We start from the raw sequence: 22,971 nt of genomic DNA on the forward strand, positions 1-22,971 counted from the left end.
CGGTGGCGCTGCTGTGCGTTGTTGTACGTTGCGTCCGTGAACGCGACGGGGGACGTATCGGGTATCAGCCGCCGCACCGTGCTGCGCGGCTCCCTGGGAGTGCTCGGCCTGGCGGGCGCGGGCGCCCTCGCCGGCGCGTGCACCGCGGATGAGGAGGCCGGGCCGAGGAAGCGGGACGCGGCCTGGACCTTCGACGGCAGCGTCTACGGCGGGCTCACGGTCGACGGCGGCACGGTCTATGTCCCCACCACCGGACCCGATCTGCTGTACGCCCTGGACGCCAGGACCGGCGACACCCGCTGGAGCGCGAAGGGCGGCAACTCGACCGGCACCGAACCCGACATGGTCGCGGTGGCGGGCGGCACGGTCTTCCGGGTCAGCCAGGACGGCCTTGTCCACGCCTACCGCGCGTCCGACGGCAAGCGGCTGTGGCGGGCCGGGCCGCTGGTTCAGGAGGGCGAGCCCGACCGGCCGTTCGTGCTCGGCAGTGTGCTGTGCGTACAGCTGCGCGCGCGGAGCGACGAGGACGGCCGGGTGCTGGAGCCGGGAGTGCTGTGCGGCATCGACACGGCAAGCGGCCGGGTCCTGTGGCGCACGGACATGTCCTGGCTCTTCACGCCCGACCCGGAGCGTGGCGTTCTCTTCCGGAGCACGCCGGACGGCGTGGCGGCCTGCGATCCCGCGACGGGCCGCGAACGCTGGCGCGTGCCGGGCGCCCGGGGCGCCGGGGCCCCGGCCTTCGCGCTGGGGCCCGACACCGTCCATCTTGTCGCGGGCCCCAAGGGCAACACCCGCCTGTACGCCTACGACGCGACCGGCGGCGCCCCGCGGTGGGACGTCCCGGCCCTGGACGGCACGATCAGCGCCGCCCCGGACGGCAGGGCCGTCTACCTCCACGACGGCCGCGGCCGGCTGCACGCGCACAGCGCCGCCGACGGCCGCCGGACCTGGACGGCGACGACGGCACCGTACGCGCGGGACGAGGTCGTTCCGTACGGCGGCACGATCCTGCTCTCGTCCGGCGACAGCTACCACGGCGAGGACGGCAGGCAACTGGGGGACGACCGCCCCGGCTATGTCCTCGCCCACTCCGCCCGGACGGGCAGGACACTGTGGCGCCGGAACCGCGAACAGCCGTCGTGGACACTTCCGGTCCCGGCCGGGCGCCTCGCCCTCGTCGGCCATGACACCGCCTGGTGGGCGTACGACATCGCCACCGGCGAGCCGCGGTGGCGGCTCGCGTGCGACGGGGCGCCGGCCGACGACCCGGTGGTGCGGGACGGAGTGCTCTACGGCCCGAACACCGAGGGCGTCCGGGCCGTACGCGTCTAGAACCGGCCCGGTCTCAGAAGAACTCCGACCACGGCTGGTCGGCGATCTGCTTGACACACAGCACCTTTGCGCCTGCCGCGGGGGCAACGAACGTCCCCCCGCTGCCCCGTGCCGCTACCGCGAACCCGCCGCGCGGGTGTGCAAGATGAACGGTGTCCCACGCGCCCTGGCCGAGCCGGCCACCCCACTCGTTTGGCCGAAGTTCACCCCTTGACCGGGTCATGCCAGGGCCTCACCATGTGCGCACACACCCGCACGACATGCGTCGCAACTGATCAACCCCCCACCTCCACACCCAGGAGACAGCATGCGACTTCGCATCCGCGGCAAAAGGGCCGCGGCCCTCGCCGCCCTGCTGGCAGTGGCACTTGCCGCGCCAATTACCGCGAACGGCACCGCCACCGCATCGGCGCCGCCCCCCGTCTCGACGGACGAGGACATCCGCCAGTACGAAATCGACATCCACGCCGACAAGGTCACCCGCACGGCGCTCGCCAGGACGGGCGTGACCATCGACGACTCCGACGGCAATGTGGTGATCGTCTCCGCCGACCCGACGGAGGCCGCGAAGCTCAAGTCCCTCGGCTACAAGCTGCGGGACGTCGGCAAAGTCCCCGACCGCCGCGACGGGACGGCCGTCCGTCCGATGGACTTCCCCGGGGCCGACTCCAAGTACCACAACTACGCCGAGATGAGCACCGAGCTCAACCAGCGCGTCGCGCAGTATCCGTCGATCATGAGCAAGCGCGTCATCGGCAAGTCGTACCAGGGCAGGGACATCGTCGCCATCAAGATCAGCGACAATGTCGGCACCGACGAGGCCGAGCCCGAAGTGCTCTTCACGCACCATCAGCACGCGCGCGAGCACCTCACCGTCGAGATGGCGCTGTATCTGGTGCGCGAACTCGGCGCGGGCTACGGCAGCGACTCGCGGATCACCAACGCCGTCAACGGCCGCGAGATCTGGATCGTGCCCGACCTCAACCCGGACGGCGGCGAGTACGACATCGCCACCGGCTCGTACCGCAGCTGGCGCAAGAACCGCCAGCCCAACTCCGGTTCCTCGTACGTCGGTACCGACCTCAACCGCAACTGGGCCTACAAGTGGGGCTGCTGCGGCGGTTCCTCCGGCAGCAAGTCGTCCGACACCTACCGTGGCTCGGCCGCCGAGTCTGCGCCCGAGGTCAAGGTCGTCTCCGATTTCGTACGCAGCCGGATCGTAGGCGGCAAGCAGCAGATCAAGGCCGGCATCGACTTCCACACGTACAGCGAGCTGGTGCTCTGGCCGTACGGCTACACCTACAGCGACACCGGGCCCGGGCTCACCCAGGACGACCGGGACGCGCATGCCGCCGTCGGCAAGAAGATGGCAGCGAGCAACGGCTACACGCCCGAGCAGTCCAGCGATCTGTACATCACGGACGGCACGATCGACGACTGGCTGTGGGGCAGCCAGAAGATCTTCAGCTACACGTTCGAGATGTATCCGTCCTCGGGCGGCGGCGGCTTCTACCCGCCCGACGAGGTGATCGAACGCGAGACGAGCCGCAACCGGGACGCGGTGCTGCAGCTGCTGGAGAACTCCGACTGCATGTACCGCTCGATCGGCAAGGAGCAGCAGTACTGCACGAGTTGATACGCGACCGAGGGGCGCCCCGGGGAGTCCGGGGCGCCCTTTCGTGTCCGTACCGCTACAGCGCCAGACTGAGCGCGGCCGTGACGGCGAAGCCCGCGAGCGACAGGACCGACTCCAGGACGGTCCAGGACTTCAGCGTGTCGCGCTCCGAGATCCCGAAGTATTTCGCCACGATCCAAAAGCCCCCGTCGTTGACGTGCGAGGCGAAGATCGAGCCGGCCGAGATCGCCATGATGACCAGCGCCAGGAATGCCTGCGAGTGGTGGCCGTTCTCGACGAGCGGCAGCACGATGCCTGCCGTGGTGACGATCGCGACCGTCGCCGAACCCTGCGCGACGCGCAGTACCAGCGCGATGAGATAGGCGAGCACGATGACGGGCAGGCCGATGTCGTTGAAGGCGTCGGAGAGCGCCTGGGCGACGCCGCTGGCCTTCAGTACGGCTCCGAAGATGCCGCCCGCGCCGACGACGAGCAGGATGTTGCCGACGGGCTTGAGCGAGGAGGTCGACACGCTCCCCAGGGACTTGCGGGACCAGCCGCGGCGCAGGCCCAGCAGGTAGTACGCCATCAGCAGCGCGATCGTGAGGGCGACGAAGGGGCTGCCGAAGAACTCGACGACCGAGCGGGCGGTCGAGGGATCCAGCGCGATGGACGAGAAGGTGGCGGCGAGGATCAGGACCAGCGGCGTACCGATGATGGTGAGGACCGTGCCGAGGGAGACCGGGTGCTCCTGCGGGGTGCGGCCCGCGGCCGTCTGCTCGGCGACGACGGCGGCCTTCGCCTCTTCCCCGGCATCCACCATGTCCTGCGGAACCTCGACGAAGAGGCGGTTGCCGATCCAGGCGGCGTACCCCCAGGCGGCGAGGACCGCCGGGAGGCCGACGGCTGCGCCCATCAGGATGACCCAGCCGAGCGAGACATGGAGCAGACCGGCGGCGGCGACCGGGCCGGGGTGCGGCGGCAGGAAGGCGTGGGCCATCGACAGACCGGCCAGCAGGGGCATCGCGTACAAGAGGATGGACCTGCCGGAGCGCTTGGCGGCCGCGTAGACGATCGGCGCGAGGACGAAGACGCCGACGTCGAAGAAGACGGGTATGCCGAAGATCAGGCCGGTGAGGCCCATGGCGAGCGGGGCGCGCTTCTCGCCGAAGAGCTGCAGCAGACGGGAGCTCAGCACCTCGGCGCCGCCGGACACTTCGAGTATCGCGCCGAGCATGGTGCCGAGACCGATGATGATCGCCACGTGCCCGAGGATGCCGCCCATGCCGGACTCGATGACCGAGACCGCGGTGGACTTCTGGACGGTGCCGAAGAGTTCGGTGACGGAGAGTCCCGCGGCGAGGCCGACGGCTATGGAGACGGCGAGCAGCGCGACGAACGGCTGCAGCCTGACCTTGATGATGAGGAAGAGGAGCAGCGCGATACCGAGGGCGGCGACGGTCAGCAGACCGGCGGTGCCGTCGACGAGGAGGAGGAGTCCTCCGGTGTGGGGCGGGGGTGGTGGGGGTGCGTCAGCCGCGATCAGCATGGGAGTTCTCCTGTTTTCGGCAAGGGAGGACCGCGGGACGGCGCTTGGGGGAAGAGCGCCGCCCCGTGCAGTGGGGGGTTGGACAAGATCAGCCGAAGTTCGTTGGCGGATTCAGCCGAGGACGGCCAGGGCGTCGATCTCGATGAGGAGGCCGGCGGGCAGGCCGACGTACACCGTCGTACGGGCGGAGGCGGGGGCCTTGAGGTCCTGCTCGGCGAAGTACGCGTTGTAGATCTCGTTCATCTCGGCGAAGTGCGCCGTGTCCGTCAGGTAGACGCGCATCATCATCACGTCGTCCCAGCTCGCGCCGCCCTCTTCGAGGACCGCCTTGACGTTGGCGAGGGTCTGAAGGGTCTGTTCACGCAGGGTCGGGCCCGCGGGGGTGGGCGCCTGCCCCTCGACGGCGGGCAGGAAGCCGACCTGCCCTGCGACCTGGAGGATGTTGCCCTTCCTGACGCCGTGGGAGAACTTCGCGGGCGGGGCGGTGTGGGTGGCGGGGGTGATCGCGGTCTTCTCACTCATGGAGCCTCCTCGGGTGGGACGGTTGTTGAGTCGGGCGCAGCACCTGAGTACTCCCGGCTGATGGCGTCGGCGGTGCGGCGCACCAGCGGGAGAAGGGTGAGGAGTTCCTCTGCGGTGACGACGACATTCGGCGCCGAGACCGACATGGCGGCGACGACACGCTTGTCCGCACCTCGGATGGAGGCCCCGATGCAGTTGATGGACTCCTCGTGGCCTCCGAGGTCGCAGGCCCATCCCTGTTCGCGTACGACGGCGAGCTCCTTGAGGAACGCGGCGGCGTTCGGGATCGAACGGGATGTGTACATGGGGTAGTCGAGCTTCTCCGCGAGGGTGCGGCGCTCGGGCTCGGGAAGGTCGGCGAGGAGCAGTTTCGCCACCGCGGCGACGGTGATCGCGACGGGCTTGCCGATCCGCGAGTACATCCGGACGGGATAGCGGCTCTCGACCTTGTCGATGTAGAGGACCTCGCCGTCCTCGTACACGGCGAGGTGGACGGTGTGCCCGATCTGCTCGTTGAGGGAGACGAGATGGGGGTGGGCGATCTCGCGTACGTCGAGGTTCTCGACGGCTTCCTGGGCGAGGGCGAAGAGGCGGGCGCCGAGGCGGTAGCGCTGGTCCTCCTGGCGGTAGACGAGTCCGTGCTCGTGGAGCGTACGCAGCAGCCGCAGGGCGGTGGACTTGTGCACGCCGAGGCGTTCGGCGACCTGTCCGAGGTCGGCGGGTCCCTGGGCGAGCAAGGGGAGGATGCTCAGCGCGCGGTCGACGGTCTGGCTCATGGGATACGTACCTCCTGCGGGTACTGCGAGTCCTGCGGTCCCTGCTCGGCGGCCGCGGTCCAGCCGGGGCCGAGTCGCAGTCTCCCCCAGTCACGGTCGTCGAGTGCGACAAGCCGGTCGGCACACGCGCGCGGGGGCGGGGTGGCGAGGTCCCCGGCGACGGTGAGGGTGGCGGCGGCCATGAGATGCCCGTGCCGCAGCCGGTCGCGTACGGGGAGCCCGCGGAGGGTGGCGGAGAGAAAACCGGCGGCGAAGGCGTCCCCGGCGCCGACGTGCGCGACGACCTCGACGCGGGGCGCGGGCGATTGTTCAGTCCGTCCGGCGTTTGAGGACGCCACCGCGCCCTCCCCGCCCCGCTTCACCACGACCACCTCCGGCTCCGGCAGCGCCGCCCGGATCGCGTCCGCGCCCCGCACCCCCCACGCCGCCTCCGCCTCGTCCTCGCCGACGAAGACGATGTCCGCGCCCCGCGCGAGATCGAGCAGCACACACGCACCGGCGTGCGCGTCCCACAGGCCGGGACGGTAGTTGACGTCGAACGAGACCAGCGGACGCCCCGCGCGCCGCGCCGTCAGGTCACGCATCAGCGCAAGACAGTCCGCCGACAGCGCCGCCGTGATCCCGGACAGATGCAGGATCCGCCCCGCCCACACGTCCTCGTAGCGCACGGTCGACGGCGACATCGCGGACGCCGCGGACCCCGCCCGGTAGTAGAGGACTTCGTGAGCGTCCGACGCGCGGTCGCCCGCCGTACGGAAGTAGACCCCCGTCGGCCGCAGCGGATCCCGCTGCACCGCCGACGTGTCGACGCCGTACGACGCCATCGCCGCGAGAAGGTACCCGCCGAAGCCGTCCGCGCCCACCCGGCCGACCCACTTCGCGCTGTGGCCGGACGCCGCGAGAGAGCACGCCACATTGGACTCGGCTCCGCCGATGCCGCGTACGAAGGACGGCACATCGGCGAGGCGGCCCGGCGCCGTGGGCAGAAACGTGACCATGGACTCGCCGAGGCAGACGATGTCCACGGGGCCCGGGTCCACCGAGCCGGGGGCCACGGGTCCGGGCACGTCGGGGGTCACGATCCCTCAGACTCCTCATGAGTTGGCCGTCGGGCACACCATTGACCGGGCGTTGGCTCGGATGTTAGACAGCCATAAGCGAGATGCGCAATGGTCGTTGCATATATTGCAACACCGTCACCCAGGGAGGACCCATGGCAGGCGACACCACTGTCGGACGACTCGCCGACGAACCCGCCGACCACCGCTTCAAGGCACTCCCCCCGGACGCGGAAGCCGCCCACCTCACCGTCGGCGCCCTCGCCGCCGAGCGCCGCAACCTCTTCACCGGCGGCTTCACCACCCCCGTTCTCGCCCTCTCCGCCGAGTCCGTCGAGCACAACCTCGCTCTTCTGGAGACCTACTCCGAGCGCCACGGCCTCGCCTTCGCCCCGCACGGCAAGACCTCCATGTCCCCCCAGCTCTTCGACCGCCAGCTCGCGTACGGCGCCTGGGGCATCACCGCCGCCGTCCCCCACCAGGCCCGCGTCTACCGCGCCTACGGCATCCAGCGGATCTTCCTCGCCAATGAGGTCGTCGACCCGGCGGCCCTGCGCTGGCTCGCGCACGAGCTGGACGCCGACCCCGGTTTCCGCTTCATCTGCTACGTCGACTCCGTACGCGGCGTGGAGCTGATGGACGAGGCGCTCCAGGGCATCTCCCGCCCCCTGGACGTCGTCGTCGAACTCGGCGCCGGCGAGGGCGCCCGCACCGGAGCCCGTACGGAAGCAGACTGCGCCGCCGTCGCCGATGCCGTGGCAGCCGCGCGGACCCTGCGCCTCGTCGGGGTCGCGGGCTACGAGGGCGAGGTCCCCCAGGCCGACGACGACCGCGTACACGCCTGGCTGCGCCGTCTCACCGCACTCGCCACCGATTTCGACAAGGCCGGCCGCTTCGAGGGAGCCGACGAGATCGTCGTCAGCGCGGGCGGCAGCGCCTGGTTCGACGCGGTCGCCGACGTCTTCACCGAGATCCCCGAACTCTCGCTCCCCGTACTGAAGTTGCTCCGCTCGGGCGCGTACGTCTCGCACGACGACGGCCACTACCGCCATCTCACCCCCTTCAACCGCGTCCCCGAGGAGGGCGCCCTCCAGCCCGCCTTCCGTCTCTGGGCCCAGGTCGTCTCCCGCCCGACACCGGAGCAGGCCTTCGTCAACGCGGGCAAGCGGGACGCCGCGTACGACCTCGACCTCCCCGAGGCCCAGGTCGTCCGCAAGGCCCGCACCGGCGAGATCCGCCAGGCCGCCGGTATCACCGTGAGCGGCCTGTCCGACCAGCACGGCTGGCTGCGCACCAGCCCGGAGGCGGACCTGGAGGTCGGTGACTGGGTCGGCATGGGCCTGTCCCACCCGTGCACTTCCTTCGACAAGTGGCAGCTGATCCCGCTGGTCGAGGCCGACGGCACCGTCACCGACTACATCCGCACCTTCTTCTGAGAGGGCCCATGGACCTCGTCATCCGCGGCGTCCGCGTCATCGACGGCTCCGGCGGACCCTCGTACCGCGCCGATGTCGGCCTGGACGGCGGACGTATCGGTGCCATACGCCGCGAGGGCGACCGGGCGCTGTCCGCCGCGCGCACCCTCGACGCGCACGGACTCGCCCTGTCCCCCGGCTTCATCGACATGCACGCGCACAGCGATCTCGCCCTGCTGCGCGACCCGGCGCACGAGGCGAAGGCCGCGCAGGGCGTCACCCTCGAAGTCCTCGGCCAGGACGGACTCTCCTACGCCCCCGTCGACGACACGACGCTCACCGAGGTCCGCAAGGCCATCACCGGCTGGAACGGCGGTGCGCCCGGTGACACCTCCGTCGACTTCGACTGGCGTACGGTGGGCGAGTATCTGGACCGCCTGGACCGGGGCATCGCGGTCAACGCCGCGTATCTCGTCCCGCAGGGCACCGTCCGGATGTACGCGGTGGGCTGGGACGACCGCCCGGCGACCCCCGACGAGCTGACCCGTATGAAGCAACTCGTCGCCGAGGGCCTCGAACAGGGCGCGGTCGGCATGTCCTCGGGCCTGACCTACACACCGGGCATGTACGCGGACGGCGCCGAACTGACCGAGCTGTGCCGGGTGGTGGCGCGCTACGGCGGCTACTACTGCCCGCACCACCGCTCGTACGGCGCCGGGGCGCTTCAGGCCTACGAGGAGATGGTGGACCTCGCCCGCGAGGCCGGCTGCGCCCTCCATCTCGCGCACGCCACCATGAACTTCGGGGTGAACAAGGGCAAGGCGCCCGATCTGCTTGCCCTGCTGGACAAGGCTCTGGCCGCCGGAGCCGACATCAGCCTCGACACCTACCCCTACACCCCCGGCTGCACCACGCTCGTCGCGATGCTGCCGAGCTGGGCGGGCGAGGGCGGCCCCGAGGCGGTCCTGGCCCGCCTGAAGGACGAGGAGAGCGCGGAGAGGATCCGTCACCACCTGGAGGAGACCGGCTCGGACGGCTGTCACGGTGTGCCCATCGAGTGGGACACCATAGAGATCTCCGGCGTGAGCGACCCGGGGCTTGCGAGCTGCGTCGGCAAGACCGTCCAGGAGTCCGCCGAGGCCCGGGGCGAGGCTCCCTGGGCAACCGCCCGCCGTCTCCTGATCGACGACCGTCTCGGCTCGACGATCCTCCAGCACGTCGGCCACGAGGAGAACGTCCGGCAGATCATGCGCCACCGCGTACACACCGGCGGCAGCGACGGCATCCTGCAGGGCCACAAGCCGCACCCGCGGGCGTACGGCACCTTCCCGCACTATCTCGGCCGGTACGCACGGGAGTTGGGCATCCTCCCCCTGGAGGAGACCGTCGCTCACCTCACCTCCCGCCCGGCCGCCCGGCTGCGCCTGCCGGACCGCGGCCTGGTCCGCGAGGGCTACCGGGCCGACCTGGTGCTGTTCGACCCGGACACGGTCGCCGCGGGCTCGACTTTCGAAGCCCCTCGTACGCTGCCGGCCGGCATCCCGTATGTGCTGATCGACGGCCGTTTCGTGATCGAGGACGGCTCGCGTACGGACGTACTGGCGGGCCGGTCCGTGCGCAGGACGCCCGCCTGAGCCTCAGCCGACGCCCTGCGGGCGGAACTGGATGCTGATGCGCGGTCCCACCGAGCGGGCCGTCTTCGGCACGGCATGCTCCCAGGTCCGCTGGCAGGACCCGCCCATCACGATCAGATCGCCGTGCCCGAGCGGCCTGCGCATGGGGAGCCGGTCGCCGCTGCGCGGCCGGAGCACAAGATCGCGCGGGGCGCCGACGGACACTATGGCGACCATGGTGTCCTCGTGGGAGCCGCGCCCGTGGGTGTCCCCGTGCCAGGCGACGCTGTCGCGGCCGTCGCGGTAGTAGCAGAGCCCGGCGGTGGTGAACGGTTCGCCGAGCTCCGGTCCGTAGTGCGCGGAGAGTACGGTGAGGGCCTCGTCCAGCACGGGGTGCGGGAGCCGGTCGCCCTCGCGGTAGTGGGCGAGCAGCCGCGGCACGTCCACCACGTGCTCGTACATCTGCCGCCGCTCTGCGCGCCACGGCACCGAGGAGACCAGCTCCTCGAAGAGGGCGTCCGCCCCGCCGAGCCAGCCGGGCAGCAGGTCGATCCATGCCCCGTCACCGAGCACGGTCCGCCGGACGTCCTTCAGCGGACCGAGGCGTATCTCGTCGGTCTGGTCGAAGAGCGAACCCTGGAGGTGTGCTGCCATACCTCCAGGGTAGCCCTTCATTCGAACATACGAACGGATTTCGTTCGGCGGGCGTCGAGGACAGGGCCTACGGCTTGGGCAGCACGCAGCCCGCCCGGCCCAGGTCGATCTTGTTGTCGAGCCCGACGCAGGGGACTATCCCGTATGTCTCCTGCCCGTAGTTGATCCCCTCGCGCACCGTGACCCGGCCGTTCTCGTCGACCTCGCAGGGGTTGTTGTCGGTGCAGCGCTGGCCGTCCTCGTTGCCGGTGTTGTTGACGGCGACGACCTTGCCGGTGGCGTTGTCGACGACCGGCGAGCCCGAGGTGCCGCCGATGGTGTTGCAGCTGGAGGTGTAGCGGACCGAGTCCTTCCAGGTCCACTCACCCTCTTTGAGGCGGTAGGCGAAGCCGTCGATGTTGCAGCTGTAGATCCGCTTCCAGTAGCCGGAGACGACCTTGATGGCCGTGCCCTGCACCGGGTGCGCGGCGTTCAGTTCAAGCGCCTTGATGCCGTAGCGGCTCTCTATCTGCTGGTAGGTGCTGGTGAGTTGGTACAGCGAGATGTCGGTGTCCGTCATCGTCGCGTACGCGATCTTGCTCGCCCGCAGCGTGCCGACTCTGCTGCCCGCGGAGTTGAGCAGTGAGAAGCTGCGGCTGGACCGCTGATCGACGATGACCTCGCCCGCAGCCGGGAAGCCGCTCTCTATGCAGTGCCCGTTGGAGAGCACGAGGGCGGGGTCGTCGGGCTCCGAGGCCGGCATCCGTACCACCGATCCGGAGCAGTTGCTGAGCGCCACCGTCCCGGCGAAGTCGACCGCTTTGGCGGTGACATGAGCCGCGGGCCGGGCTGATGCGGCGATCGTGCCGGCCGGCGCCGTGTCCGCGGTGGTGACCGCGATCGCGGGCGCCGCGCCCGCCCCGAGGAGTGCCAGGGCCAGGAACGTGCCGACGAGAGGCTTCTTCATGTGGGGGTCCCCTCTTGCGACTTCTGTGACCGAAGTGGGTCTTCGGTTTGTCATGCGCATTGTTAGGGGATCCGGGTCGGCCGACAAGGGACTGATTCCGGTCAGGTGCCGTCCATGGCGAGGACTTTCACATTTCATCCGTTACCGGCCATGCGTTACGGCGTTGAAACCGTGACGGCCGCAGGCCCTGCGGCCGAGCTCTCATCTTGCAAGGAGAACTGATGTCGCGTATCGCGAAGGCAGCCGCTGTTGTCGCCGGCACGGGTGCGATCCTGGCCGGCGGTGCCGGTATGGCCGCCGCTGACGCCGGAGCACTCGGCGCCGCCACCAACTCCCCCGGTATCGCCTCGGGCAACGCCGTCCAGGCGCCCGTCCACGTCCCGGTCAACGTGTGCAACAACACGGCGGACGTCGTCGGGCTGCTCAACCCGGCCTTCGGCGGCCTGTGCGCGATCGGCTGAACGCAGCCCCGAAGCACTGCGGCCTCCCCCTTGTCGAAAGGGGGAGGCCGCGGTCGTACGTCGGCGTCCGGCCGTCCGGTCAGCGGCGCAGCCGGCTCACCGGCAACAGGATGTGCGCCGCGCTGGTGAGGGTGTCCTCGTCACCGAGGAAGGCCTGAAGCATCTCCTCGGTGACGGGCCGGCCAGGGACCGCCTCGGGCCAGGGGCGGCTGGCCACCATGAAGTGCGCGTGGCCGCGCTGCTCGGCGGCATCGAGCCACTCCTGCGGGGCGCGGCACTGGGCGCTCAGATAGGGCATGTTGAGGATGGCGTACCCGCCCTGGACGAGCAGCCGGATCGGGGAGTTGTTCGCGTGCGTGGCGTCGTGCACGCTCCCGCCCGGTGTGAGCCCGAGCTCGTCGATCACGGCGAGGAGGGCCGACTCAGCCGCCTCGGCGCCTTCCTTGCCGTCGCCGAGGGAGTAGGCGATCAGATAGGGCATGTCGTGGCCCTCTTCGGGATCCCCGGTCCACGCGAGCACGGAAAGGGTGCCCAAATGGCCGCGCTGGACGGTGTTCTGGGAAGGGGAAGCAGTGGTCATGGATCGGCACCCTAATGCCCTGCCGACCAGGGAAAGTAAGCCGTTCACCTGGATGGCGCAGCCGGAGCCACCAGGTGCCGCATCGTGCGGCGGGCGCGCGACTCACCGGTATGTGCGACGGGGTCGAAAGACCGTTCCTCCCGTCCCCCCCATGCCCCACCCCGGCAGTGACTTCGCCCGCGGGCGCGCGTTGGCGGTCGTATGGCAAGGACCAACACCTCTGCCCGATGGCAGCGCGTCCAGACGCTCTCGGCCCCGAGCCCGGCGAGTCCGCCCGCCGGGAACAGCCCCATCTATGAACAGCTCGCCCGGGAGTGGGCCGCGGCCGGCCGTACCCTGCCGGGCAGGCCCGACGTGGAGTGGACCCGCCTCTCCCGCTATCCGCCGCCGGGGAGCGAAGCCGACATCCTCCCCGGTCCCCCGCCGCCGCGCCGGGGCTGGCTCCACGAGCCTCACCCGGCTTCCAACAGCTTTGCCGCACAAGGCGGTTCGGCCCACTGACGGGTGATACGAGAATCTCCGCGCCCTCGCGGTGGTGTGGCGTCGGGCAAGGCCCCCGGAGCCAGGGTTTCTCCTGCGGACAGGACTCGTTACGCATGTCGACGACGGCGAGAAACGCCGTCGGAGAAAGGAATGCGAAGAGATGAAGTACTTGAGGGTTGCCGCGATCGTTGCCGGCTCCGTAGCGGCGATGGGGGCCGCGTCTCCCGCGATGGCCGCGACGACGCCGTCCATGCCTCCCATGAGCCTCAACGGAGGTCTTACCCAGGCCCTCAGCCAGGCGCCGCTGCTGGACGGAAGCGGGTCCGTGGTGAGCGATGTCGCCGACACCGCAGCCGACGTGAACGGCGTCAAGGGCGACGCCCCGCAGCAGGCCATGAGGACGGCCGGTGAGCTCACCCCCATGCTGGGCGGCGTCGAACTGGGTGGCTGAACGCGCAAGGGTGGCGCTACCGGTTCGAACCGGTAGCGCCACCCTTGCGCGTGGAGCGAGGTCAGCCGTTCGCGCAGAGGTTGCCGAAGGCCGGGTTCAGCAGGCCGATCGCGTCGATCGTGTTACCGCAGACGGTGACCGGCACGTGCGCCGGGACCTGGAGCGCGTTGCCCGACAGCACGCCCGGCGAGCCCGAGGTGACACCCTCCGCACCGGCGTCGGCGAACGCGGCGCCGGCCGCGGAACCAGCGGCGAGACCTGCGGTGGCCAGGATCAGGGCGGCCTTCTTGGCAGTCTTCATGGGAAATAGCACCTTCTGTTCGATGTTCTGCCCAACATTAGGGCTCACTCAAATCGAAACGGATTACCCATAGAGATGACACGGCCGACACCACCGATGCCCCTATTCGGCCCAATATCCCTACGAGCACTCAACATGGGGCCAATTGAGTGAACCGCAAGAACTAATTCTCAAAGGTGCTAGTTGTCCAGGGAGCTCCACTGGCGGGCATCCACGAGACTTAAGGACAGAACATGCTCAAGAAGGTTATGGCGACTGCGGCGGTCACCCTCTCCGTGGCGGCCGCGGGCGCGGCGATGGCTCCGCAGGCTATGGCCATCGGGAACGACACCGGTACGACGTCGGAAAGCGGCACCAACTCCTCGCAGGTCTATGGCAACGCGGAGACCTGGGGTGACATGAGCCCGCAGATGGGCCTCGTCCAGGGCTCGCTCAACAAGCCCTGCGTCGGCCTGCCGGCCAAGGCCGATGTCGGCTCGCTCGTCGGCGTCGTCCCGGTCTCCGTGCAGGACATCCCGATCCTGTCGAGCCCGCAGACCCAGCAGTGCACCGAGAACGCGACCCAGGCCAAGGGCGACGAGTCGCTCTCCCACATCCTCGACGACATCTCGGCCCTGTCCGGCAACGGCTCCGCCGACAGCTGACACTCGCCCCTCGGGGCATGAGCCAGCAAGCAAGACCCCGGCACCTCTTGCAGGTTGCCGGGGTCTTCGCTGTCGGTACGGATCCTCTCAGCTGGTCCAGAAGTCCCACCAGCGGGTCAGGACGAGCATCCCGATGATGCCGATCCAGAGCACCGGCGGCAGCCAGTGGAACTCCAGCAGTCCCTTGCGCAGCCCCTCCGGCACCCTGATGATCCGGTGCTCGATGTTGTGCAGCGTGACGTAGCAGAACATCACGATGGTGGCGATCCAGGCCAGCGAGCACCACAGGCACAGCGCGTTGATCTCGTACAGCGACTGGTACTGCAGCCACGTACAGAACCCCACCCCGAACAGGCACCCGGCGTTGAGACCCAGCCAGTACCAGCGCCGGTAGCGCGCCCCCGCCAGCAGCGCCACACCGATCGCGATCACCATCGAGTACGCCACAAGACCCAGCATCGGATTCGGGAACCCGAACGCAGAGGCCTGCTCGCTCTTCATGATGTTCCCGCAGGACACCACCGGATTCAGACTGCACCCCGGCGTGAAACCCGGATCCTCCAGCAGCTTGAACTTGTCGATCGTGATCACCCACGACGCCAGCAGACCCGCCGCACCCGTGATCACCAGAAGCCAGGAGAAGGCACGACTGCCGCCGATCGTGTCCCCGCGAGTCCTTCGGCTTCTCCGCCGCCCGACGGACACCGGCTTGTCCTCTGTCATTGTCATGTAGTTTTCACCGCTTCGATTGCGTGCTGGACACCCTCATTGTGCCCCAATTCGGGATTGCTCCGATCGTCGAGAATTCATTCGGCAAACGGGTGAATGCGGGTCCGGACGGCTCTCCCGAGGTGATGGAATGGCCGTGCAGACCGTGCATGGGATCTGCTCCGGTTGCAGGCCTCCAGCCGGCGACGCATTGCGTCGTGGGGCAGTCGTGTCTCCTGTTGGCATGGCGCAGCCGGGTGCCCGCGACGATCTGCTCCCGTCGGCGGAGGGCCTTCTGACAGGCCCTCCGCCGATATTGCATTCCGGGCCGCATTTCAAATCGTTGCGACATTCGGGTGAATGCGCGGAACCAAACCCGCCGGGCGCAGTTGATCAGTCTGCTCCACGATCGATCGATCAAAGCGAAAAGGGACGAAAAGTGATCAAGAAGATTCTGGCGACTGCGGCCGTCACCGCTTCGATGGTGGGCGTCGGTGCCTCGATGGCTCCTCAGGCCATGGCCATCGGCAACGACGGGGGCACCACGTCGACCAGCGGCGAAGGCGCCTCGCAGGAGTTCGGCAACTCCGTCACCAACGGCGACATGAGCCCGCAGATGGGCCTCGCCCAGGGCTCGCTCAACAAGCCCTGCGTCGGCCTGCCGGCCAAGGCCGACGTCGGCTCGCTCGTCGGCGTCGTCCCGATCTCCGCGCAGGACATCCCGATCCTGTCGAGCCCGCAGACCCAGCAGTGCACCGAGAACGCGACCCAGGCCAAGGGCGACGAGGCCCTGTCCCACATCCTCGACGACATCTCGGCCCTGTCCGGCAACGGCTCCGCCGACAGCTGACACTCGCTGCGACACGTGCACCCCCCGGGCATCGAGCGTTCGGGGGGTGCGCTCTTTCAGGGCGTCAAATGTTCCGGTGAATGAGAAAATGACGCCCCGCGAAGCGGCAAAAGCGTTAACGCAAAGAAACTACTCGACAGTTGAATAAACTGCCGCGAGGCATCCGAGTGACTTCTCGAACTGGCGGCCATATTGAGGTTTCTTTGCGGGAATCCAATCGTTACCAGTCCATGCGGCGGTGCCCATGAACAGGAAACTGACAGCGCAACGCGCGAAGGTCGCGCCTGCGTACGGGCACCACTGCTGAAAGGATCACACAGATGAAGCACATGAAGGCTGCAGCCGTCGTAGCGGGCGTCATCATGGCCGTGGGCGGCGCCGCCCCCGCCATGGCGGACGCGGGTGCGGAGGGCGCTGCCGTCGGTTCCCCCGGCGTCCTGTCCGGCAACGTGATTCAGGTTCCGCTTCACGTTCCCGTGATCGCCTGCGGCAACACGGCGACGCTGATCGGCCTGCTCAACCCGACCATGGGCAACGCCTGCGGCATCGGCTGACATTCACGCACCGAGCGGCCCCGAGGAGCGCGAGAGCGCACCTCGGGGCCGCCTTTGCGTGCGGCCGACGGCGGGTGCGGCTGGCCGATTACGGCCCTAGCCAGCTGTTCCGCCGGTACCTACCATTCAGGTCGATCCGGCTCTTCGAGAAGTGCCAAGAAATGTTTGAAGAGTTGACATGTCCATGGTTAGTCATGGCCTGTTCCGGGATGAACCCCTCACATTTCCCCCGATGGGAGAAGCATGTCCCGAGCACTTTTCGCGGGCGGCGCGACAGCGGCAATTCTCGCTTCGCTGCTGGCCGCTCAGAACGCTTCCGCGGTCAACCGCACGCCCCCTGACAAAATCACGATCGACATCGCAACGGTCAATGGATCGGGCTGTCGCCCGGGGTCCGCCGCGGTGGCCGTGTCCGAGGACAACACCGCCTTCACTGTGACGTACAGCGAGTACCTCGCGAAAGTGGGCGTGGGCGCCAGCCCGACCGACTTCCGCAAGAACTGCCAGCTCAACCTGGTCGTCCATGTCCCGCAGGGCTTCACATACGCGGTGGCAAGCGCCGACTACCGGGGCTTCGCGAGCCTTCAGTCCGGCGCCACGGCAATGCAGAAGGCGTCGTACTACTTCCAGGGATCGCCGGATACGGCGGCCAGAAATCACCCCTTCAAGGGGCCACTGGACGACAACTGGCAGGCATCGGACTCCACGGAATGGGGTCAGTTGGTGTGGGCGCCGTGCGGAGTGAAGCGCAACTTCAACATCAACACCGAAGTGCGTGTGAACGCCGGGACATCGGACCCCAAGAAAACAACCAGCTTCATGACGATGGATTCGACGGACGGTGACATCAACACCATCTACCGGCTCGCCTGGAAGGACTGCGAGGAGTCCTGAGCAGGCCCGCTGCCCCGGCCGCTCATGTGCGGTGGCCGGGGCAGCGGGGGTCACTCGGCGTCCCGGACGACTGATGGCGTCCAATCTCCTTGCGACAACACCGAGATGGGCGTCAGGTCTGGGCATTGGGGGCGCGTGTGACGCTCTATGGTGGATGCCATGTCCGCCTCCGAGCTGATCCGCATCGTCTCCCGTGACTCGCCGATGGCACTCGCCCAAGTGGAGCGTGTACGGACCGAACTGGCCGCGCTCCACCCCCGTATCGCCACCGAGGTCGTCCCGGTCAAGACCACCGGGGACAAATGGATGGGCGATCTGGCTCAGGTCGAGGGGAAGGGTGCCTTCACCAAGGAGGTCGACGCCGCGTTGCTCGCCGGCGAGGCCGACCTCGCAGTGCATTGCGTCAAGGACATCCCCGCCGACCGGCCGCTGCCCGCAGGTACGACGTTCGCCGCCTTCCTCAAGCGGGACGACATCCGCGACGCCCTCATTCACCCGGCGGGCCTCACGCTCGACCAGCTTCCGGCCGGGACCCGGATCGGGACCTCCTCCGTACGCCGCGTCGCTCAACTCGCCGCCTCCCACCCGCAACTTCAGTGCGTACCGATGCGCGGCAACGCCAACCGCCGCCTGGACAAACTCGCCGCGGGTGAAGCCGACGCGCTGCTCCTGGCGGTCTCCGGACTGGAACGCATCGGCCGCACCGATGTCATCACCGAGACTCTGTCGACCGAGGTCATGTGCCCACCGATCGGCGCGGGCGTCCTGGCCCTCCAGTGCCGCGAAGGCGACCAGGACCTGATCCACACGGTCAGCGGCCTCGGCGACCCGGACACGCACCGAGAGGTGACTGCGGAGCGCATGCTGCTCCACGTGCTGCAGGGCCACTGCAACAGCCCGATCGCCGGGTTCGCCACCGCGGAGGGCAGTGGTGACCTTTCGCTGCGCGCGTGCGTCTTCGCCCCCGACGGGAAGAGGGTCCTGAACGCCCACGAGTGGGCGGGCCCGCTCGACCCCGCAACTCTCGGAACCTCGGTCGCTGTTGCGCTGCTCCGTCAAGGGGCACGGGAACTGATCGACTCCATCGCTCACTGACCTACCGCGAGGCGCGGCCCGGGTCCAGCACCTGCGTGCTCAAGACCGCCGCCGGGCATCGGCCAGTGGACTCCCACGTCATCGTTGTCGTAGGGGAAGAGGAAGACGGCACCGCTCGGGGTCGAGTACGGCAACTCGCGCCGCCTGACGGGGTATTCGCATCCCGACACCGCAGGGAGTGTCGCTCGAGACTGTGTCTCACCGGGCAGAGCCACGGCTCACGGCGTCGATGGACAAGGGGCGCCTGAGTCAGGCAGCGTGGGCTTCGAACCACAGCGAACCGAGATCATGTCCGGCGGTCAGACGTACGTCTGCGTCCAGAGCCGCCGCCAGATGCCTGAGGAGCGCCACGGTGGTCGCGGTGCCCCCTCCTCGATGCACGGTCCTCGTCGGTGGGCTGGGAGTGATCCGCCGAAGTGATCGTTCGGTGCGGCTCCGGCGATCGGGTCCGTGCCGTCGCCTCCGTCCGGACGTGGCCGCCGCCGAGGTGCCGCAGGAGGCGGTCGACGTTCCCGCCCCGGCGGGAGGGACGTCGTGGGCATGGTGACGAGGACAACACCGGCCCGTCCGCTTGCCGCTCTCGTAACGCAATCCGCAGGTGCAGGCACCGTACCGGTGGCCCTTTCGAAGGGAAGTTGGCGCTCTCACCGACCGATGCAACAAACCGGACATTCGTGCCACGCCCCGGTGGCCGAAAACACCAAGCGATCAGCTTTACGCGCCCGTAAGCTCACGGGCATGCAGGTGATCCAGTCGACGAAGCTCGCAAACGTCTGTTACGAAATCCGGGGTCCGGTCCTCGAGGAGGCGATGCGGCTTGAGGCAGCGGGTCATCGCATCCTCAAGCTCAACACCGGCAACCCCGCAGCCTTCGGTTTCGAGTGCCCGCCCGAGATCCTGGAGGACATCCTCCGCAACCTCGGCGACGCGCACGGCTACGGCGACGCGAAGGGCCTGCTGTCCGCACGCCGCGCGGTGATGCAGCACTACCAGACCAAGGGCATCGACCTGGACGTCGAGGACATCTACCTCGGCAACGGCGCCTCCGAGCTGATCCAGATGTCGATGCAGGCGCTGCTCGACGACGGCGACGAGGTGCTCGTACCGGCCCCGGACTATCCGTTGTGGACCGCGTGCGTGTCACTCGCGGGCGGCACCGCCGTGCACTACCGCTGTGACGAGCAGGCCGACTGGATGCCCGATCTCGCGGACATCGAGCGGAAGATCACCGACCGCACCAAGGCGATCGTGATCATCAACCCGAACAACCCCACGGGCGCGGTGTACAGCGAGGAGATGCTCCGCGGCCTCACCGAGATCGCCCGTCGGCACAACCTGATCGTCTGCTCCGACGAGATCTACGACAAGATCCTTTACGACGGTGCCACGCACACGCCGACCGCCGCGATCGCGCCGGACCTGATGGTCCTGACCTTCAACGGGCTGTCGAAGAACTACCGGGTGGCCGGGTACCGCTCCGGCTGGATGGCCGTCTGCGGCCCGAAGGCGCATGCCGCCTCGTACATCGAGGGCCTGACCATCCTCGCCAATATGCGTCTGTGCGCGAACATGCCCTCGCAGCACGCGGTCGCCACCGCGCTGGGCGGCCGGCAGTCGATCGAGGACCTCGTCCTGCCGGGCGGGCGGATCCTGGAGCAGCGGGACGTCGCGTACGACCTGCTCACCCAGATTCCCGGCGTGACCTGCGTCAAGCCGAAGGGCGCGCTGTATCTGTTCCCGCGGCTCGACCCCAATGTCTACAAGGTCAAGGACGACCGCCAGATGGTGCTCGACCTGCTGCGCGCCGAGAAGATCATGGTCGTGCACGGTACGGGCTTCAACTGGCCGGAGCCCGATCACTTCCGGATCGTGACGCTGCCCGCGGCGAAGGAGCTTGCGGACGCCGTGACGCGGATCGGGACATTCCTGGACGGCTACAGCCAGCCCTGAGCCATCTCGCCCGATTGCCGGATCCAGCTCAACTTTAGACGGAATCCAAGCTAGGATGGCCTCCTGACGACCCACGCAGGAGGCCATCCCCATGTACGAGCCGATCCGCACCAAGTCGGTCCATCGCATGCAGGCCGATGCGCAGGCCGACTACCCGCACCGCAGCCGCGAGGAAGAGCTCGACATCCAGCTCGCGGGCCACCTGTCCGCGCTCCTCGCCGTCACCGACGAACTGGGCCTCGACGAGGCCGCCGAGCACATCGCCGAGCAGGTCGCCCGGCTGCGCGGCGCTCCGCCCGCCCGGCACGCCGGCCTCAGCGCCGCCGACACCGGCGTCCTTCATCGCCGCGCCCACGACATCGCGGGCCGCGCCCTCGTCGTCGCGGCATCTCGCGCCGACACCGCCGCCGCGATCCTCGCGGCCGAGCGGATGGACGTGCACTCCGCCGCCCTCGCACCGGCAGGCGCCCACTGACGGCCCCGGTCCGCGTGCCGAGGAGGCGCACGGACCGGGTGCCACCCATGTCACCGCCACCTGCGGCGCAAGAAACGGGTCCGGCCCCCGGAGCCGTGAGGGGGCTCCGGGGGCCGGGGACGCGGCGGGCCGTATTGACCCCACAGGTCAGGGCGGATGTCAGGTGGGCCCGCCGCGACGTTTCTTCAGTTGGACGGCGAGCGCTCAGCCGAGACGCGAGACCAGCGCGCGGTACTCGTCCCACAGCTCCTTCGGCGCGTGGTCACCGAAGGTGTTGAGGTGCTCGGGGATCAGCGCCGCCTCCTCGCGCCAGACGTCCTTGTCGACCTTGAGCAGGAAGTCCAGGTCCGCCTCGGGCAGATCGAGGCCGTCCGTGTCGAGCGCCTCACGCGTCGGCAGGATGCCGATCGGGGTCTCGACGCCCTCGGCCTTGCCCGCCAGGCGCTCCACGATCCACTTCAGGACGCGGCCGTTCTCGCCGAAGCCGGGCCAGACGAACTTGCCCTCGTCGTTCTTGCGGAACCAGTTCACGTAGTAGATCTTCGGCAGCTTGGACGCGTCCGCGTTCTTGCCGACCTTGAGCCAGTGGCCCATGTAGTCGCCCATGTTGTAGCCGCAGAACGGCAGCATCGCGAACGGGTCGCGGCGCAGCTCGCCGACCTTGCCCTCGGCGGCGGCGGTCTTCTCGGAGGCGACGTTCGCACCGAGGAAGACACCGTGCTGCCAGTCGAAGGACTCGGTGACCAGCGGGACGGCGCTGGCGCGGCGGCCGCCGAAGAGGATCGCCGAGATCGGCACACCCTTCGGGTCCTCCCACTCCGGCGCGATGATCGGGCACTGCCCGGCCGGGACGGTGAAGCGGGCGTTGGGGTGGGCGGCCGGGGTCTCGGACTGGGGCGTCCAGTCGTTGCCCTTCCAGTCGGTCAGGTGCGCGGGCAGCTCTTCGGTCATCCCCTCCCACCACACGTCGCCGTCGTCGGTCAGGGCGACGTTGGTGAAGACGGAGTTGCCCCACATGGTCTTCATGGCGTTGGCGTTGGTGTGCTCACCGGTGCCGGGCGCGACGCCGAAGAAGCCCGCCTCGGGGTTGATCGCGTACAGCCGGCCGTCCTCACCGAAGCGCATCCAGGCGATGTCGTCGCCGATGGTCTCCACGGTCCAGCCGGAGATCGTGGGCTCCAGCATGGCGAGGTTGGTCTTGCCGCAGGCGCTCGGGAAGGCCGCGGTGACGTACTTGGGCTCGCCCTGCGGCGGGGTGAGCTTGAGGATCAGCATGTGCTCGGCGAGCCAGCCCTCGTCGCGCGCCATGACGGAGGCGATGCGCAGCGCGTAGCACTTCTTGCCGAGCAGGGCGTTGCCGCCGTAGCCCGAGCCGTACGACCAGATCTCGCGGGTCTCGGGGAAGTGCGAGATGTACTTGGTGGAGTTGCAGGGCCAGGGGACGTCCTGCTCGCCCTCGGCGAGGGGCGCGCCCAGCGTGTGCACGGCCTTGACGAAGAAGCCGTCGGAGCCGAGCTCGTCGAGGACGGGCTGTCCCATGCGGGTCATCGTGCGCATGGAGACGGCGACATACGCGGAGTCGGTGATCTCGACGCCTATCGCGGAGAGGTCGGAGCCGAGCGGGCCCATGCAGAACGGCACGACGTACATCGTCCGGCCGCGCATCGAACCGCGGAAGATGCCCTTCTCACCGGCGAAGATCTCCTTCATCTCCGCGGGAGCCTTCCAGTGGTTCGTCGGGCCCGCGTCCTCCTCCTTCTGGGAGCAGATGAAGGTGCGGTCCTCGACGCGCGCGACATCGGTCGGGTCGGACGCGGCGTAGTAGGAGTTCGGGCGCTTGATCGGGTCCAGCTTCTTGAAGGTGCCCTTGGCAACGAGCTCCTCGCACAGGCGCTCGTACTCGGCCTCGGATCCGTCACACCAGACGACGCTGTCCGGCTGCGTGATTGCTGCGATCTCGTCGACCCAGGAGATGAGCTCCTGGTGGTTGCTGGGGACGGTGCTGGGAGCCGCGATGTCGCGCGCCACGATCGCTCCTAAGTGAG

24 protein-coding genes and 1 pseudogene are annotated in these 22,971 nt (G+C 68.8%); 14 read left to right on the plus strand and 11 right to left on the minus strand.

All coding sequences use genetic code 11. The features are described from left to right. Positions 1 to 36: 36 nt before the first annotated feature. Both OHA61_RS13410 and OHA61_RS13415 read left to right on the plus strand, forming a co-directional pair. Complete coding sequence (locus OHA61_RS13410; protein WP_406303250.1) at positions 37 to 1,332, plus strand: PQQ-binding-like beta-propeller repeat protein; 1,296 nt, start codon at positions 37 to 39, stop codon at positions 1,330 to 1,332. Positions 1,333 to 1,639: 307 nt separating this feature from the next. Next, positions 1,640 to 2,968, plus strand: a complete 1,329-nt coding sequence (locus tag OHA61_RS13415; RefSeq protein WP_406303251.1) for a M14 family metallopeptidase — start codon at positions 1,640 to 1,642, stop codon at positions 2,966 to 2,968. A 55-nt stretch (positions 2,969 to 3,023) separates the two neighbouring features. Here OHA61_RS13415 and OHA61_RS13420 read toward each other — a convergent pair whose 3' ends face one another. The 4 genes from OHA61_RS13420 to OHA61_RS13435 all read right to left on the minus strand — a co-directional run bounded on the left by OHA61_RS13420 (position 3,024) and on the right by OHA61_RS13435 (position 6,861). Next, positions 3,024 to 4,496 carry a gluconate:H+ symporter gene (locus tag OHA61_RS13420; protein ID WP_361917360.1) on the minus strand — a complete coding sequence of 491 codons (1,473 nt, stop codon included), beginning with the start codon at positions 4,494 to 4,496 and terminating at the stop codon, positions 3,024 to 3,026. Between the two features lie 111 nt (positions 4,497 to 4,607). After that, positions 4,608 to 5,018, minus strand: a complete 411-nt coding sequence (locus OHA61_RS13425) for a RidA family protein (RefSeq protein WP_406303252.1) — start codon at positions 5,016 to 5,018, stop codon at positions 4,608 to 4,610. Beyond that, entirely contained in the window at positions 5,015 to 5,794 is a 780-nt protein-coding gene (locus OHA61_RS13430; protein ID WP_406303253.1) for an IclR family transcriptional regulator, read from the minus strand. Before OHA61_RS13430 ends, OHA61_RS13425 begins: the two co-directional genes overlap by 4 nt. After that, positions 5,791 to 6,861, minus strand: coding sequence for a sugar kinase (locus OHA61_RS13435; protein WP_406307344.1), 1,071 nt, complete (start codon positions 6,859 to 6,861; stop codon positions 5,791 to 5,793). Before OHA61_RS13435 ends, OHA61_RS13430 begins: the two co-directional genes overlap by 4 nt. A gap of 146 nt (positions 6,862 to 7,007) precedes the next feature. On the opposite strand from OHA61_RS13435, the gene OHA61_RS13440 reads away from it, so the two are divergent. Then, on the plus strand, positions 7,008 to 8,288 hold the full coding sequence (locus OHA61_RS13440; RefSeq protein WP_406303254.1) for an amino acid deaminase: 1,281 nt from the start codon (positions 7,008 to 7,010) through the stop codon (positions 8,286 to 8,288). 8 nt (positions 8,289 to 8,296) lie between these two features. Beyond that, on the plus strand, positions 8,297 to 9,901 hold the full coding sequence (locus tag OHA61_RS13445; protein ID WP_406303255.1) for an amidohydrolase family protein: 1,605 nt from the start codon (positions 8,297 to 8,299) through the stop codon (positions 9,899 to 9,901). Positions 9,902 to 9,904: 3 nt separating this feature from the next. Here the strand turns inward: OHA61_RS13445 and OHA61_RS13450 are convergent, their stop codons facing one another. Beyond that, positions 9,905 to 10,534, minus strand: a complete 630-nt coding sequence (locus OHA61_RS13450; RefSeq protein WP_406303256.1) for an alpha-ketoglutarate-dependent dioxygenase AlkB — start codon at positions 10,532 to 10,534, stop codon at positions 9,905 to 9,907. A 67-nt stretch (positions 10,535 to 10,601) separates the two neighbouring features. After that, positions 10,602 to 11,480, minus strand: coding sequence for a serine protease (locus OHA61_RS13455; protein ID WP_389371579.1), 879 nt, complete (start codon positions 11,478 to 11,480; stop codon positions 10,602 to 10,604). Positions 11,481 to 11,701: 221 nt separating this feature from the next. Here OHA61_RS13455 and OHA61_RS13460 point away from each other — a divergent pair, with 221 nt between their 5' ends. Beyond that, positions 11,702 to 11,941 carry a chaplin gene (locus OHA61_RS13460; protein ID WP_324977818.1) on the plus strand — a complete coding sequence of 80 codons (240 nt, stop codon included), beginning with the start codon at positions 11,702 to 11,704 and terminating at the stop codon, positions 11,939 to 11,941. Between the two features lie 79 nt (positions 11,942 to 12,020). Here the strand turns inward: OHA61_RS13460 and OHA61_RS13465 are convergent, their stop codons facing one another. Then, positions 12,021 to 12,521 (minus strand): DUF5949 family protein, encoded by a 501-nt coding sequence (locus OHA61_RS13465; protein ID WP_406303257.1) that lies wholly within the window; start codon positions 12,519 to 12,521, stop codon positions 12,021 to 12,023. 201 nt (positions 12,522 to 12,722) lie between these two features. On the opposite strand from OHA61_RS13465, the gene OHA61_RS13470 reads away from it, so the two are divergent. Beyond that, a complete protein-coding gene (locus OHA61_RS13470; protein WP_406303258.1) occupies positions 12,723 to 13,022 on the plus strand; it encodes a hypothetical protein in 300 nt (99 codons plus the stop codon). 142 nt (positions 13,023 to 13,164) lie between these two features. Further along, positions 13,165 to 13,455, plus strand: coding sequence for a hypothetical protein (locus tag OHA61_RS13475; RefSeq protein ID WP_406303259.1), 291 nt, complete (start codon positions 13,165 to 13,167; stop codon positions 13,453 to 13,455). A gap of 61 nt (positions 13,456 to 13,516) precedes the next feature. Here the strand turns inward: OHA61_RS13475 and OHA61_RS13480 are convergent, their stop codons facing one another. Then, positions 13,517 to 13,756 carry a chaplin gene (locus tag OHA61_RS13480; RefSeq protein WP_324977810.1) on the minus strand — a complete coding sequence of 80 codons (240 nt, stop codon included), beginning with the start codon at positions 13,754 to 13,756 and terminating at the stop codon, positions 13,517 to 13,519. Between the two features lie 233 nt (positions 13,757 to 13,989). Between OHA61_RS13480 and OHA61_RS13485 the strand changes: the two genes are divergently transcribed. Then, positions 13,990 to 14,400: a rodlin gene (locus OHA61_RS13485; RefSeq protein ID WP_324977808.1), complete on the plus strand. Its 411-nt coding sequence runs from the start codon at positions 13,990 to 13,992 to the stop codon at positions 14,398 to 14,400. Between the two features lie 87 nt (positions 14,401 to 14,487). On the opposite strand, the gene OHA61_RS13490 is transcribed toward OHA61_RS13485, so the two are convergent. Next, complete coding sequence (locus OHA61_RS13490) at positions 14,488 to 15,123, minus strand: vitamin K epoxide reductase family protein (protein ID WP_406307345.1); 636 nt, start codon at positions 15,121 to 15,123, stop codon at positions 14,488 to 14,490. A 424-nt stretch (positions 15,124 to 15,547) separates the two neighbouring features. Here OHA61_RS13490 and OHA61_RS13495 point away from each other — a divergent pair, with 424 nt between their 5' ends. The 4 genes from OHA61_RS13495 (at position 15,548) to hemC (ending at position 18,501) form a co-directional block, all read left to right on the plus strand. Next, entirely contained in the window at positions 15,548 to 15,958 is a 411-nt protein-coding gene (locus tag OHA61_RS13495; RefSeq protein WP_361914457.1) for a rodlin, read from the plus strand. Positions 15,959 to 16,278: 320 nt separating this feature from the next. Further along, positions 16,279 to 16,512, plus strand: coding sequence for a chaplin (locus OHA61_RS13500; RefSeq protein ID WP_406303260.1), 234 nt, complete (start codon positions 16,279 to 16,281; stop codon positions 16,510 to 16,512). A gap of 243 nt (positions 16,513 to 16,755) precedes the next feature. Continuing rightward, positions 16,756 to 17,406, plus strand: a complete 651-nt coding sequence (locus OHA61_RS13505; protein ID WP_324976462.1) for a DUF4360 domain-containing protein — start codon at positions 16,756 to 16,758, stop codon at positions 17,404 to 17,406. A gap of 159 nt (positions 17,407 to 17,565) precedes the next feature. After that, a complete protein-coding gene (gene hemC / locus OHA61_RS13510) occupies positions 17,566 to 18,501 on the plus strand; it encodes a hydroxymethylbilane synthase (RefSeq protein ID WP_406303261.1) in 936 nt (311 codons plus the stop codon). Between the two features lie 38 nt (positions 18,502 to 18,539). Here the strand turns inward: hemC and OHA61_RS13515 are convergent. Then, a pseudogene (locus OHA61_RS13515) lies at positions 18,540 to 18,660 on the minus strand (DNA mismatch repair protein MutT); the annotation flags it as partial. Between the two features lie 579 nt (positions 18,661 to 19,239). Here OHA61_RS13515 and OHA61_RS13520 point away from each other — a divergent pair. Next, positions 19,240 to 20,451, plus strand: a complete 1,212-nt coding sequence (locus OHA61_RS13520; RefSeq protein ID WP_324976467.1) for a pyridoxal phosphate-dependent aminotransferase — start codon at positions 19,240 to 19,242, stop codon at positions 20,449 to 20,451. A 91-nt stretch (positions 20,452 to 20,542) separates the two neighbouring features. Next, a complete protein-coding gene (locus OHA61_RS13525; RefSeq protein WP_389371571.1) occupies positions 20,543 to 20,926 on the plus strand; it encodes a hypothetical protein in 384 nt (127 codons plus the stop codon). Positions 20,927 to 21,130: 204 nt separating this feature from the next. Here the strand turns inward: OHA61_RS13525 and OHA61_RS13530 are convergent, their stop codons facing one another. After that, complete coding sequence (locus tag OHA61_RS13530; RefSeq protein WP_406303262.1) at positions 21,131 to 22,954, minus strand: phosphoenolpyruvate carboxykinase (GTP); 1,824 nt, start codon at positions 22,952 to 22,954, stop codon at positions 21,131 to 21,133. Between the last annotated feature and the right edge of the window lie 17 nt (positions 22,955 to 22,971).

Origin of the sequence: Streptomyces sp. NBC_00885, assembly GCF_045207475.1 — a bacterium.
Lineage (GTDB): Bacteria > Actinomycetota > Actinomycetes > Streptomycetales > Streptomycetaceae > Streptomyces.